Raw genomic sequence first — 13,678 nt, 5'->3', positions numbered from 1 at the left:
AGCCCAGACGTTCGCCTAGCCCCGACGTTCGGCGCGCCAGTCCTGGATGCGATCCACGGGTCGGCGTAGGAGGCGTCCTACGGCGGCACGGCGCTCGCGCCACTCGATCAGGCCGTCGGTGGGCCACCAGGCAGCGCGGAGCCGGTCCTTGCGTCTGCGCACACCGGAGACTGCCTTGACCACGGTGTGGGTGTCGGCACGGATGTCGGAGATGGTCGCCCCGGGAGGGGCGTAGCGCGAGCGTTCCACGCCGGTGACCACCCGGTTGAGTGCCTCCGTCTGCTCCCCCTCGAGGTAGGCCTCGCGCTGGTAGAAGCGACCGGCCTGACGCGGGGTGCTGCCCCGTGGAGGGATCACGCCGAGGTCGCCGATCCGTTCGATCATGGCCTGCCACTCGATCTCGACGCGGGTCGACTCGTCGGGCGCGTGCCGCAGCCGGCGGCGCAGCCGACCACGGGCGGCGAGTGGCACGGCGAGCGACCCGAGGACCCCGCCGAGCAGTCCGAGCACGATCCACAGCGCGGTGGTCCGGGTGCGCGATCCGAACCAGCCGCCGAAGTCGGAGCCGCTGCCGTTGGTGTTGGCCGGGTCCGTGGCACCCGGGTCGTTGCGGTCGCCGGGGCGGGTGGGGCTCCCCGTCGCACCACCCGTGGCGGTGTTGGTGGCGGCGTTGCCGCTGCCGGGGGTCGTGGGGGCGAGCGAGTAGGACGGGGCGACGGTGTTCTGCGTGCCCGAGGGGGTCGGTTCGAACCGAAGCCAGCCGATGCGGTCGAAGAAGAGCTCGGGCCAGGCGTGCGCGTCGGACGAGCGCACCGTGTAGGTGCCGCGGTCGGCGGTGCCCGGCAGGAACCCGATCGCCATGCGGGCCGGGATCCCGGCTTCGCGGGCCATCATGACCATGGCCGTGGCGAACTGCACGCAGTAGCCGACCTTCGACTTCAGGAAGAGGGTGATGGCATCGGGCCGCACCTCCTGGCCGGACGCGTCCTTGACCGTGGTCGGCAGCTTGAGGGAGTAGCTGAAGCCCCCGTCCGCTCGGAGGTACTTCTGGATTGCGCGCGCGGCCTCGATGCGTGAGGCGTTCTGCGGGACGATGTCGCTGACGAGCTGGCTGACGATCTCCTGCGAGGCCGGGTCGACCTGCAGGTCGTCCCGCAGGAAGCTGCCGCTGGCCCCTTGCCGGCTCTGGGCCAGCGACTCCTGCGTCGGGTTCAGTGCGAGGTAGGAGAAGCTGTAGGACCGCACGGCCCGGGTGACCGTGGCGACCGAGGTGTTGCGGTCCAGGCCCCAGGTCGCGCGGCCGAGGTCGGCGGACACCAGCGGCGTCGGCGCGGCGATCTGGGGCGCCTCGATCCGGGAGTTCTCGACGGACACGCGGTAGGTCTCCCGCGGGACCTCGGGGGCCAGGTCGGGTGGCGGATCGAGGGTGGTGCGACGGCCGTAGTCGACGTCGTCGGGGTCAGGTCGCCAGTTGTCGGCGATGTAGGTGTCGAGCACCCCGACGCGCAGCGGCGTCAGGATCGCGGCGTTGGTGGTGTAGCTCAGAACCGGTGCCTTGGACGGGCTGGTGAGGCTCTTGGTGAGGTCGAGGGTCGACTTGAGGCCGATCTGACCGTCGCTGAAACCGGTGGCCCCGCTGGACCGGCCCAGGCCGTCGATGAGGTAACGCGTCGGGAAGTGGGGGATGACCACGGGAACGACGATGGCTGCCGCCAGCCCCGCGACGGCCAGGGTCCGGCCCACCGCGGCATACCCGTAGGCGCCGTCGCGGTCGTCGGAGTTGCGCGTGCCCGTGGTGCTCATCGGCACGGTGGTGCTCCACCGTCGCAGCGAGGCGATGCCCTGGCGTCCGAGCATGAGCAGCCACAGCCCACCGGCCGCGACGAAGAACATCGGGTGCAGGGAGTCGCCCGAGTTGGAGGCGGAGATCAGGTAGGCGGTGAGCAGCGGAAGACCGGCCAGTGCGGGGGAGCGACGCATCACGGCCAGGTGGTCGACGACCATGGCCACGACGCCGATCGCGAGGCCGATGGCCAAGGTGATTCCGCGGTTGGTGGGGGCGGGTGCGGCATAGTTCTGGATCGTCTCGCGAGCATCGACGAGGAGGTTGTTGAAGGCCAGCACCATGTCAGGGGTGGGCAGCCCGTGCCAGAGGTGGCCGCGGCCGAAGACCCAGGCCGCGGCGAGGACGACCCCGGCGAGCTGGGCGGCGGCGATGGCGACCCAGGAGCTGGTGACCATCCGGAAGACGATCCCGATGACGACCACCGCGAAGCCCATGGCCAGCATCGGGCGGATCCACGTGTTGGGCGTGAACAAGGTGGTGAGCGGCCAGGCGACCACGGCGGAGGCGGCTCCGGCGATCACGGAGTCCGCAATGCGACCGCGGCTCATGCCACACCCACCCGGCTCGTCGTGCCGGACAGGACGCCCCACACGGAGGGGAGGTCGTCGCCGGCGCCCACGACAGCCACGGCCCACCCCGCGCCGCGCAGCACTGGTACACAGGTGAGCTCGTCGGCGGTCCCTGCCCGGCTGCGCCGCGTCGTGGTGAACCCGTCCGGGTCCAGCACGATGGCCAGGGCCGTACCGCCGGGCTGGCGCAGTGAGGCAACACGGCGGGCCAGCTCCTCGTCGAGGTCGGTCACCACGGCGAGGATGAGTCCGCCGGGCGCCGTCACCGGGTGGGCGGCCTGCAACACGTCGGCGAACTGGTCGTCCGACCCGGTCTCGGCCATGGCCAGCACGTCCAGGAGCGGGTCGACCTCCATCGCGGTGGCCGCTCGGCTGTCCTCGGCGGTCTCGTCGCTGATGAGGTGCACGGCATACCCCTGGTCGAGGAGGTGGGCGGCCACGGAGGCGCACGCGGTCACGGCCCACTCGAACGAGCCCGAGGTGCCCGAGCCGTGGTGGCCACGGGCGCGGGAGTCGAGCACGATCGCTGCACGCCGGCGCGCGGGGCGGTCCTCCTGACGGACCATCAGCTCGCCCGTCTTGGCCGTCGCCGGCCAGTGGATGCGGCGCAGGTCGTCGCCATCTCGGTAGGAACGGATGGAGACGTCGTCCTCGCCGTGGAGGGCGACCATGTGCGGGATCGCGCCCTCGGCGCCCACTCCGCTGCCCGGGGGCTGGCCGCCTCCGAGCGGGACGATCTTGGGCAGGACGAGGATGTCGCTGGATCCGGAGATCGCGGCAACCCTGGTGCTCAGGCCGAAGGGATCGCGCAGGCGGACGCCGAGGGGTCCGAGGCGGTGGCGGCCCCGGACGTGCGATCGCACCGAGTAGTGCACCTCCTGGCGGTCGCCACGGCGCAGCCTCGGCACGACGAACCGCGGCCGGTCACCGAGGGCGTAGTCCAGCTGCTCCTCGGCCATCAGCAGGGGACTGGCGGCGCCCCCGGCGTTCTCGATGCCGAGCGTGACCAGGGACTGCTCGTCGACCTGGATCCGACCCGGCACGGCGGTGCGCTCCAGGGCGAACCGCAGGTCGTGGCGCCGCATGAGCAGCCCACTCAGGAGGGGCAACGCCACGAGCAGCACCCCGATGCGGGTGAGGTCGGTGAAACCGAGCCCAGTTCCGCACAGCACCAACGTGACTCCCGCGGCGACGAACGCTCGCCCGCGGGTGGTGAGCAGGTCGCGAACCCGACGCACGGCGCGCCTCAGCGACCGGCAGCGGGGACGGGCACTCGGCGCATGAGGTCCTGCAACACCTCACCGGTGCTGCGCCGGGCCAGCTGCGTCTCGCCGGTGGGGATGATGCGGTGGGCGAGGACCGGGAGCACGATGGCCTGCACGTCGTCGGGCAGCACGTGGTCGCGGCCCTCCAGTGCCGCGTGGGCGCGGGCAGCGCGCAGCATGTGCAGGCTGGCCCGCGGGGAGGCGCCCAGCCGCAGCGCCGAGCTGGACCGGGTGGCCGCTGACAGGTCGACGACGTACTGCTTGATGGCGTCGCTGGTGAAGACCGAGCGGACCGCCCGGACCATGGCCGAGACGGTGGCGGCGTCGGTGACCGGGCTGAGCGTCTCCAGCGGAGACACCTGTCCGTGGCTGTCGAGCATCGCCACCTCGGCGCGCGCCGAGGGGTAGCCGAGGGAGATGCGCGCCATGAAGCGGTCACGCTGGGCCTCGGGCAGTGGATAGGTCCCCTCCATCTCGATGGGGTTCTGGGTGGCCATCACGATGAACGGCTTGGGGAGGTCGTAGGTCTGGCCGTCGACCGTGACCTGTCCCTCTTCCATCGACTCCAGCAGGGCCGACTGCGTCTTGGGCGAGGCGCGGTTGATCTCGTCGCCCACGACGACGTTCGCGAAGATCGCGCCCGGACGGAACTCGAAGTCGCGCACGTCCTGGTTGAACACACTCACGCCAGTGATGTCGCTCGGCAGCAGGTCGGGGGTGAACTGCACCCGTCGGACGGAGCAGTCGATCGACCGCGCGAGCGTCTTGGCGAGCATCGTCTTGCCGACGCCGGGGACGTCCTCGAGGAGCAGGTGTCCCTCGGCGAGCAGGACGGTGATGGCGGTGTGCACGACGTCCGGCTTGCCCTCGATCACCGTGTTGATGGCGCGGGCGAGACGTCCGGCGACCTCGGTGACCTGCCCCAGTGACGCGGGGGACCCCGCGGGGAGCGAGAGCAACGTGTCGGGCTTGGTCGTGCCCACGGGTGTTGGCCTTGCCTGGTCCTCGTGCCTGCCTTGCACCGGCTGTCCTTCCGTCGTCCCCATGGCCGCCACGTTGCGCCCCTCCGGGTGGTCGATCGATCTTCCCCCACATCGCACCACCAAAGAAGGGGGTATGCCGTCTCGTGACCTCTCGTGGCGGCTGCAGGGGGTCGTTCGGCGCCGCGCAGCCGCCGGATCGGTGTCCCCGAGCTCACGCTGCCCCGTGGTCCGGGTGGTCGGGGGTGCACGGGGGTGCCCGGGAGGGCCAATTCGCCGATGTGCTGTCAGATCCGCACCACTTTCCACCACCGACCTGACCTGCAGAAATATCGTGATTGCCTCGCAAATTGTGGGGAAAGTGAGGTAGTGGTGGCCGATCGTGGAGTAAAGTGGGGGAAACCAGAGGGCCGTGGGGTCCTCGGACGGGTCGGCAGGGGAGGTGGGCGCGATGTTTCTCGGTACGCACAGCCCCCGACTCGACGACAAGGGCCGCCTCTTCCTCCCCGCGAAGTTCCGCGAGCGGATGTCCGACGGCCTGGTGGTGACCCGGGGCCAGGAGCGGTGCCTCTACGTCTTCCCGATGGACGAGTTCCTCAAGGTCACCCAGCAGATGCAGGCCGCGCCGACCACGAGCAAGGCCGTCCGTGACTTCACCCGCGTCTTCCTGTCCGGCGCCTCGGACGAGGTGCCCGACAAGCAGGGTCGCGTCACGATCCCCGCCAACCTGCGGGCCTACGCCGGCCTGACCCGCGAGTGCACCGTCATCGGTGCGGGTTCCCGGGTCGAGGTCTGGGACACCGACAGCTGGAACACCTACCTCGAGAGCACCGAACAGGGCTTCTCCGACCAGTCCGAGGAGGTCATCCCCGGACTCCTCTGATCCCCGAGCTCGCTGACCGTCGGCCCCTGCAGCCAGGTCTCCAGCCGCTTCGCATCCCGGGACGACTTCCCCCGCCCCGGGCCGCATCCCTTGAAGCGGATGGGGACCTGACCGCAGGGCCTCCGCACCACCACAGCAACCACCACCAGCACCAGCACCAGCACCAACACCGCAGCACCCAGCACGATCCCACCGCACCACCAGCACCGTCCCGCAGGAGATGTCGATGAACGCACGAGGAATGGCCGCAGACCGGCACATTCCTGTGCTCCGCGACCGCATCGTCGAACTGCTCGCCCCGGCCCTCACGGAGCCCGGAGCGGTGTACCTCGACGGCACCCTCGGGATGGGCGGGCACGCACAGGCGATCCTCGAGCGCTGTCCGAACGCGCACGTCGTGGGCATCGACCGCGACCAGGAGGCGCTCGCGCTGGCCGCCGAACGCCTTACTCCGTATGCCGCGCAGGTCACCTTCGTCCACGCCGTCTACGACGAGGTGCCGCGGGCCCTCGCCGAGGCCGGGGTCGACCACGTGGACGCCTCCCTCTACGACCTGGGCGTCTCCTCGCTCCAGCTCGACGAGACCGACCGCGGCTTCTCCTACAGCCAGGACGCCCCGCTGGACATGCGCATGGACCAGTCCACAGGCCTGACCGCCGCCGAGGTGCTCAACACCTACGACCCGGCAGCGCTCGAGACGGTGCTGCGCGAGTTCGGTGAGGAGCGGTTCGCCCGCAAGATCGTCGGCGCCATCGTCCGCGAACGTGAGCAGGCACCGTTCACCACATCGGGTCGGCTCGTCGAGCTGCTGAAGAAGGTCGTCCCGGCGGCCTCCCAGAAGAGCGGCGGCCACCCGGGCAAGCGCACCTTCCAGGCCCTGCGCATCGAGGTCAACGCCGAGCTCTCGGTGTGGGCCGACGCCCTCCCGCGGGCGATCGACGCCCTGGCCGTCGGTGGCCGCATCGCAGTCCTGTCCTACCACTCGCTCGAGGACCGCATCACCAAGCGCGAGCTCTCGGCCGGTGCCAAGGGGAGCAGCCCCCAGGGCCTGCCGGTCGAGCTGCCCGAGCACGCGGCATACCTGCGCCTGCTCACCCGCGGCGCCGAGGAGGCCAGCCCCGCTGAGCAGGCCGCCAACCCCCGATCCGCCTCGGTGCGCCTGCGCGCCGCCGAGCGCACCCGACCCACTGTCGCCACCACGAAGGGAAACAACCGATGAGCCAGCAGACTGCGACCGCGAGGGTCGCATCTCGGGCACCCGCCAGGAGGGTCGCGCCCCCGCAGCCCCTGAGGGTGGTTCCCGCGGCCGTCGGGCACCCGGGCAACGGCTTCTTTGCCGCGCTGTGCATGACCCTGCTCTGCGCGGGGCTGTTCGGCCTGCTCATGCTCAACACCGCCATGGCCGAGGGGTCGTTCACCCTGCACAACCTCCAGTCGACCTCGGGTGAGCTCGCCGACACCCAGGACGCCCTGACGCAGGCCATCGATGCCCAGCGCAGCCCGGCCAACCTCGCAGCCCGGGCCACCCGGCTCGGCATGGTCCCGGCCGACTCTGCCGCGTTCCTCCGCCTCTCGGACGGCAAGGTCCTCGGCGTGGCGAAGCCGGCGGCGAAGGACGGCGGCTTTACCGTGGTGACAGCTCCACAGGCGCCGTCGGCGAAGTCCGGTCCGGCCAGGAGCAGCAGTCCGGCGACGACCGTCACGAAGAAGGGGGATGTGACGACGACGACCGTGGTGGTCACCAAGCCCGACGGCTCGGTCGTGACCACGGTGACCAGCGTCAACGCCAGGACCACCACCACGACGAGCACGACGAAGACCAAGGCCCCGGCGAAGAAGCCGGCCACCACGCCCACCCCCGGCCGCTGACACCACGACTCGACCAGCACCACGACTCAACCAGCACCACCAGACGACCCCAGGACAGGACGAGAGGTACCCAGTGACGCAGACCCGAGGCAGCCGCCCCGGAGCCCCGCGCCCCACTGCGTCCTCGCGTCCTCGCGGCCCCCGCACCGGCGCGCCGAACCCCAAGGCAGGTCAGCCGCGCACAGAGACCGCGCGAAGCCAGCCAGGACCTCGCAAGGCCGCCAAGCCGGCAGCGCCCGCGCGCCCCGCCAGGGCGGCGAAGCCGAGCTCTCGCCCGGCGCAGCGCCCTCCGGCACCGCCGCGCCCGCCAGCCCGTCGCCGGGTCAGCCTCGGCGCCTCCAGCCCGCGCCGGCGGATGCGCACCATGACGATCGCGGTGCTCTTCATCTTCAGCATCTTCGGCGCGCAGCTGTTGCGGTTGCAGGGTTTTGACGCCTCGGCGGTGTCCAAGAACGCGCAGTCCTCGCGCACGGCGACCATTGCGCTGCCGGCCATGCGCGGCTCGATCACGGACCGCAACGGCACGATCCTCGCCTCGAGCATCGAGCGCCGCACGGTGACCGTCGACCAGACCGCGGTGCCGCAGTACGTCAAGACGGTGGACGGCGTGCGCAGCAAGGTCGGGGTGGCCGGTGCCGCCCAGGACCTCTCGCCGCTGCTGGGCATCTCCGTCGAGACCCTGACGGGAGAGCTCACGGGCAACGCCAAGTACCGGGTGCTGCAGAAGAACGTCACCCCGCTCAACTGGCGCAAGATCTCCGAGCTGGGGATCAACGGCATCTACTCCGAGGCCACCTCCGACCGTGTCTATCCCACCGCCACGGCCGCCTCGGCCCTGGTCGGCTTCGTCCAGTCCGACGGCACGGCCGGTGCCGGCCTCGAGGTTCTCATGGACAAGACCCTCAGGGGCAAGTCGGGCAAGACCATCTTCGAGCAGTCCCAGGATGGTCGGCCGATCCCCAACGCGCGGCAGGAGACGATCAACCCCGTGCCGGGCCGAGGGGTCCAGCTCACCATCGACTCCGACCTGCAGTGGTTCGCCCAGAACGCCGTCGCCCAGAAGGTCATCGAGACCCAGGCGCTGTCGGGCACGGTCGTCGTGGAGAACGTCAAGACGGGGGAGCTGCTGGCCGTCGCGTCGTATCCGACCTTCGACCCCAACCAGCCCGGCCAGTCGAGCGAGAACTGGACCAACAAGGCGTTCAACGATGTCTACGAGCCCGGGTCCACCGGCAAGGTGATCACCGCTGCAGCCGCTCTCGAGGAGAGTGTCGTGACCCCGTCGGACGTGGTCGAGGTCCCCAACCGGATCCACCGCGCGGGCACGGAGTTCAAGGACAGCCACGACCACCCGACCGAGTACCTCACCTTCGCCGGGGTGCTCGCGCAGTCCAGCAACATCGGCACCATCCTGGCCGGCGAGAAGGTCAAGGCGCCGACGATGTACGACTACTTCAGGAAGTTCGGTCTCGGCCAGACATCGGGGATGGGCTTCCCGGGTGAGGGTCCCGGCCTGCTGACCAACGTCAAGGACTGGAGCGGGTCGCAGCGCTACACCGTGCTGTTCGGCCAGGGCCTGTCGGTGAACGCGCTCCAGGCCGCCGGCGTCTTCCAGACCATCGCCAACGACGGCGTGCGCATCCCGCCGCGGATCGTGGCCGCCACCGGCGACGGCAAGGGCGGGTTCACCCCGGCCGCCAAGTCGGCACCGGTCAAGGTCGTCTCACCCGGGACTGCCAAGCAGGTGCGCGACATGCTCGAAGGCGTCGTCACCAAGGAGGGCACGGCGCCGGAGGCCAAGATCGCCGGCTACCGGGTGGCCGGCAAGACCGGCACCGCCGACCGGTACGACGCCCGCGTCGGCCACTACTCGGGCAAGACGGCGAGCTTCATCGGCTTCGCACCGGCAGACGACCCGGAGATCGTCGTCGCGGTGACCCTGCAACGGCCGATCAAGGGCTACTTCGGTGGTGTGGTCGCCGGCCCGGTGTTCCACGACGTCATGACCTATGCGCTGCAGGAGCTGCAGATCCCGCCCACGGGGACGTCGTCGCCGGTGGCCAAGATCCGCCCCAGCAAGGTCCCGGCCGCCAGCGACCTGAGCGTCATCCGCGACCGCAGGTCGGGCGCATCCAGCTCCTCCCGCTGAGGGTAGGCTCGCTGTCCGTGCCATCCCCCCGTCCGTCGTCCCCGCACGCGACCCCGCTCTCCGCCGTGGCCTCCCTCGTCGGGGGCACGCTGCTCGGTGAGGACCGCGAGGTCACAGGGGTGAGCCTGTCCTCCCAGGACGTCGTGCCCGGCGACCTCTACGCCGCCCTTCCAGGTGCCAACGCCCACGGTGCGAGGTATGCCGCGGGGGCGCGGGAGGCGGGTGCGGTCGCCGTCCTCACGGACGAGGCAGGGCTCGACGTCCTCGACGCCGAGGGCGTGCCGGACCTGCCCCGCGTCGTCGTCGAGCAGCCACGCAGCATCGTCGGACTCGCGGCCTCCCTCGTCTACGCCACCGGCAACCTCCCGCTGCAGATGTACGGCGTGACGGGGACCAACGGCAAGACCACCACGGCCTACCTCGTCAACTCGGCCCTCACGGCGCTCGGCCACACCACCGGCCTGATCGGCACCGTCGAGACGCGCATCGGCGACGAGCGGGTCAAGAGCGTCCGCACGACACCGGAGGCCACCGTGCTGCACGCACTGCTGGCGGTGATGTCCGAGCGGGCCATCGACTCCTGCGTGATGGAGGTGTCGAGCCACGCCCTGAGCCAGCACCGGGTGGACGGGGTGGTCTACGACGTCGCGCTCTTCACCAACCTCTCGCAGGACCACCTCGACTTCCACGCCACGATGCGTGACTACTTCCTGGCCAAGGCAGGGCTCTTCACCCCGCAGCGCTCCCGGCGCGGGATCGTGTGCGTCGACGACGAGTGGGGTCGCGAGCTGAGCACCCTGGCCACGGTGCCCGTCACGACGCTGACCTCCCTGGCTGACGTCGACGCGGATTGGCGGGTCGTGTCGGACGAGCAAGACCCCTCCTCGTTCACGCTGTCCGATGGGGTGACGACGCTTCACCTGCGATCTGCCCTGCCCGGCGACTTCAACCGCGTCAACACGGCGATGGCGGCACTCGCCCTGGTGGCTGGGGGGATCGAACCGCAGGAGGCCGAGCGGGCGCTCCTGGTCGACCCGCACGTCCCCGGCCGGATGGAGCGGGTGGACGTCGACCTCGCCACCCCCGCCGACCTCGGCCTGCCGCTCGTGGTGGTCGACTACGCACACACCCCCGACGCGGTCGCCGCAGCGCTCAAGGCGCTGCGTCCCGCGACGACCGGTGCCCTCGTGGTCGTGCTGGGCGCCGGTGGGGACCGAGACCGGGGCAAGCGCGCCGCCATGGGACGCGCGGCAGCGCTGGGAGCCGACGTCGTCGTCGTCACCGACGACAACCCCCGGTCCGAACCTCCCGAGGCCATCCGCGCCGCCGTGCTCGAAGGCGCGCGAGAGGCGGGGACGAACGCCCTGCTCCTCGACGTCGACGGGCGGGCAGCGGCCATCGCCGAGGCCGTCCGTGCGGCCCACGACGCCGGACGGGGGAGTGTGGTCGCCGTCGTCGGCAAGGGTCACGAGACGGGACAGGAGATCGCCGGCACCGTGTACCCGTTCGACGACCGCGACGAGGCACGTCAGGCCCTGGATGCGCTGACCGCGGCCCGTCGGACACAGGGTGGTGGCAGCCGATGATTCCGTTGTCGCTCAAGGAGATTGCCGAGATCACGGGCGGCCGGCTTAAGGGTCTGGACGACACCGCGGCAGCCGCGCTGGTCATCGACGGACCGGTCGTCACCGACTCTCGCGAGGCCGGAGCGGGCGGCCTCTACGTCGCCCGCATCGGTGAGCAGATGGACGGCCACCAGTTCGTCTCCTCGGCCGCGGGACTCGGGGCCGTCGCGGCGATGACGACCAGGCCGGTCGACGACCTCCCGTGCGTCGTCGTCGAGGACATCCAGGCCGGCTTGGCCTCGCTGGCCCGTGCGGTCGTCGACAGGCATCCCGACCTGACGGTCATCGGCATCACGGGCTCCTCCGGCAAGACCTCGACCAAGGACCTGCTCGCCAGCGTCCTGTCGGGCGTGGCGCCGACCGTGGCGCCCGTGGGTTCCCTGAACTCCGAGGTCGGCGTGCCCCTCACGGTCTTCCGGGTGACGCCGCAGACCCGGTTCCTCGTGGTCGAGATGGGTGCCCGGGGGGTTGGTCACATCGACTACCTCACGCGAATCGCCCCGCCCAGCATCGGGATCGAGCTCAACGTAGGCACCGCCCACGTGGGGGAGTTCGGCTCTCGCGAGGCGATCGCCGTCGCCAAGGCCGAGCTCGTCCAGGCCCTGCCCCCCGGTGGGCTCGCCGTGCTGAACGCGGACGACCCGGTCGTGCGCGCCATGGCATCGAAGACCACCGCCCGCGTGCAGCTCGTCGGCACGGGACCCGAGGCCGACGTCCGCGCGACCGAGATCACCCTCGACCAGCGGGGTCGACCGTCCTTCGCCGTGGCCGCGCCGGAGGGCAGGGCCCGGGTCACCCTCCCGCTGCACGGCGAGCACCACGTCGGCAACGCCCTGGCCGTCGTCGCGACAGCGCTCGAGTGCGGGATGGCCCTCGCCGACATCGTGGCAGCCCTGGCCACAGCGGTGCCGGCGTCACGCTGGCGGATGGAGGTCACCGAGCGTCCCGACGGCGTGACCGTCGTCAACGACGCCTACAACGCCAACCCCGACTCGATGCGAGCGGCCCTCAAGGCACTGGTGGCGATGGGTGGCGGCCGCGGCCACGACGACACCACGCCGGCACGCCGCACGTGGGCGGTTCTCGGGTCGATGCTCGAGCTCGGCGAGGACTCGACCACGGAGCACGACGCCATCGGGCGACTCGCGGTGCGGCTCAACATCTCCCGGCTCGTCGTGGTGGGTGACACCGCCCGCCCGATGGCGACCGGGGCGCAGCACGAGGGGTCCTGGGGCGACGAGGCCGTGTGGGTGCCGGATGCCGACGCCGCCTACGATCTGCTGGCCGAAGAACTTCGGCCTGGTGACGTCGTGTTGTTCAAGTCCAGCCGTGATGCCGGACTACGGTGGCTCGGAGACAGACTGGCCGGCAGCGGCGCAGCCAACAGCGAGGAGGGCACGACGTGAAGGCGGTGCTGCTCGCGGCCGTCATCTCCCTCGTGGGCGCGCTCTTCGGCACCCCGATGTTCATCAAGTTCCTCGTCCGCCGCGGCTACGGCCAGTTCATCCGCGACGACGGCCCGACCTCGCACCACACCAAGCGCGGGACGCCCACCATGGGTGGCGCGGTCATCATCGGGTCCAGCCTCGCGGCATACGGCCTCGCGCACCTGCTCACGGGCACCCCGCTGACCTGGAGCGGAGTGCTCGTCCTGTTCCTCATGGCAGGACTGGGGCTCGTCGGGTTCCTCGACGACTACATCAAGATCTCCAAGCAGCGCAGCCTCGGGCTCCGGTCGCGCGAGAAGCTCATCGGCCAGACCCTGGTCGCCGTCGTGTTCGCCGTGCTGGTGCTTCAGTTTCCCAACAGCAAGAACCGCACCCCGGGCTCGACGCACATCTCGTTCGTGCGGGACACCGGGTTCGACCTCGCGTTCGCCGGCACGCTGCTCGGGCTGATCCTGTTCATCATCTGGGCCAACATCATGATCGCGGGCACGTCCAACGGCGTAAACCTCACCGACGGGCTCGACGGCCTCGCGACCGGAGCCTCGGTGATGGTGTTCGCGGCCTACGTGCTCATCGGCATCTGGCAGGGCAACCAGAACTGCCAGAACACCCCCGGTCTCAAGTGCTACGAGGTGCGCGACTCACGAGACCTTGCGGTCGTGGCCGCCGCGGCCATGGGGGCGTGTTTCGGGTTCCTGTGGTGGAACGCGTCGCCGGCCAAGATCTTCATGGGCGACACCGGATCCCTCGCGCTCGGCGGACTGCTCGCCGGACTGGCGATCACCACCCGCACCGAGCTGCTCGTCGTCATCCTCGGCGGCCTGTTCGTCGCGATCACGCTCTCGGTCATCATCCAGGTCGGCTCGTTCAAGCTGACCGGCAAACGCGTCTTCCGCATGGCGCCGTTGCAGCACCACTTCGAGCTGCTCGGGTGGAACGAGGTCACCATCGTCATCAGGTTCTGGATCATCGCCGGGCTGTTCGTCGCTCTCGGCCTCGGCCTGTTCTACGCAGAGTGGGTCGTGGGCGCGGCGTGAGCACCGG

11 protein-coding genes are annotated in these 13,678 nt (G+C 70.7%); 7 read left to right on the top strand and 4 right to left on the bottom strand.

The window, feature by feature from the left end; genetic code table 11:
- Positions 1-15 precede the first annotated feature (15 nt).
- From AC1DWP_RS04950 to AC1DWP_RS04940, 3 genes are read right to left on the bottom strand one after another with little or no spacing between them, the layout of a single operon-like run.
- A complete protein-coding gene (locus tag AC1DWP_RS04950; protein WP_477613321.1) occupies positions 16-2,394 on the bottom strand; it encodes a transglutaminase TgpA family protein in 2,379 nt (792 codons plus the stop codon).
- Positions 2,391-3,653: a DUF58 domain-containing protein gene (locus AC1DWP_RS04945; RefSeq protein WP_477613320.1), complete on the bottom strand. Its 1,263-nt coding sequence runs from the start codon at positions 3,651-3,653 to the stop codon at positions 2,391-2,393. The genes AC1DWP_RS04950 and AC1DWP_RS04945 overlap by 4 nt, the downstream gene beginning before the upstream one ends.
- An 8-nt stretch (positions 3,654-3,661) precedes the next feature.
- Positions 3,662-4,726 carry an AAA family ATPase gene (locus AC1DWP_RS04940; protein WP_477613319.1) on the bottom strand — a complete coding sequence of 355 codons (1,065 nt, stop codon included), beginning with the start codon at positions 4,724-4,726 and terminating at the stop codon, positions 3,662-3,664.
- Positions 4,727-5,111: 385 nt separating this feature from the next.
- On the opposite strand from AC1DWP_RS04940, the gene mraZ reads away from it, so the two are divergent.
- From mraZ to ftsL, 3 genes are all read left to right on the top strand, one after another.
- Entirely contained in the window at positions 5,112-5,543 is a 432-nt protein-coding gene (gene mraZ / locus AC1DWP_RS04935; RefSeq protein ID WP_477613318.1) for a division/cell wall cluster transcriptional repressor MraZ, read from the top strand.
- 226 nt (positions 5,544-5,769) lie between these two features.
- Positions 5,770-6,762, top strand: coding sequence for a 16S rRNA (cytosine(1402)-N(4))-methyltransferase RsmH (gene rsmH, locus AC1DWP_RS04930; protein WP_477613317.1), 993 nt, complete (start codon positions 5,770-5,772; stop codon positions 6,760-6,762).
- Complete coding sequence (gene ftsL / locus AC1DWP_RS04925; protein WP_477613316.1) at positions 6,759-7,412, top strand: cell division protein FtsL; 654 nt, start codon at positions 6,759-6,761, stop codon at positions 7,410-7,412. The genes rsmH and ftsL overlap by 4 nt, the downstream gene beginning before the upstream one ends.
- 171 nt (positions 7,413-7,583) lie before the next feature.
- Here the strand turns inward: ftsL and AC1DWP_RS04920 are convergent, their stop codons facing one another.
- Positions 7,584-7,799, bottom strand: a complete 216-nt coding sequence (locus AC1DWP_RS04920) for a hypothetical protein (protein ID WP_477613315.1) — start codon at positions 7,797-7,799, stop codon at positions 7,584-7,586.
- On the opposite strand from AC1DWP_RS04920, the gene AC1DWP_RS04915 reads away from it, so the two are divergent.
- The 4 genes from AC1DWP_RS04915 to mraY are packed head-to-tail and all read left to right on the top strand — an operon-like array spanning position 7,777 to position 13,671.
- On the top strand, positions 7,777-9,561 hold the full coding sequence (locus AC1DWP_RS04915) for a peptidoglycan D,D-transpeptidase FtsI family protein (protein ID WP_477613314.1): 1,785 nt from the start codon (positions 7,777-7,779) through the stop codon (positions 9,559-9,561). The two genes, AC1DWP_RS04920 and AC1DWP_RS04915, sit on opposite strands and share 23 nt — an antisense overlap.
- A gap of 17 nt (positions 9,562-9,578) precedes the next feature.
- Positions 9,579-11,147, top strand: coding sequence for a UDP-N-acetylmuramoyl-L-alanyl-D-glutamate--2,6-diaminopimelate ligase (locus AC1DWP_RS04910; protein WP_477613313.1), 1,569 nt, complete (start codon positions 9,579-9,581; stop codon positions 11,145-11,147).
- Positions 11,144-12,592, top strand: coding sequence for a UDP-N-acetylmuramoyl-tripeptide--D-alanyl-D-alanine ligase (locus AC1DWP_RS04905; protein ID WP_477613312.1), 1,449 nt, complete (start codon positions 11,144-11,146; stop codon positions 12,590-12,592). The genes AC1DWP_RS04910 and AC1DWP_RS04905 overlap by 4 nt, the downstream gene beginning before the upstream one ends.
- The gene (gene mraY / locus AC1DWP_RS04900) at positions 12,589-13,671 is read left to right on the top strand and encodes a phospho-N-acetylmuramoyl-pentapeptide-transferase (protein ID WP_477613311.1); all 1,083 of its coding nucleotides are present in this window, start codon (positions 12,589-12,591) and stop codon (positions 13,669-13,671) included. Before AC1DWP_RS04905 ends, mraY begins: the two co-directional genes overlap by 4 nt.
- Positions 13,672-13,678 lie beyond the last annotated feature (7 nt).

The organism is Pedococcus sp. P2_F6 (assembly GCF_056403675.1).
The sequence above is the reverse complement of the archived record's forward strand: the minus strand, read 5'-3'. Positions and strand labels throughout refer to the sequence as shown.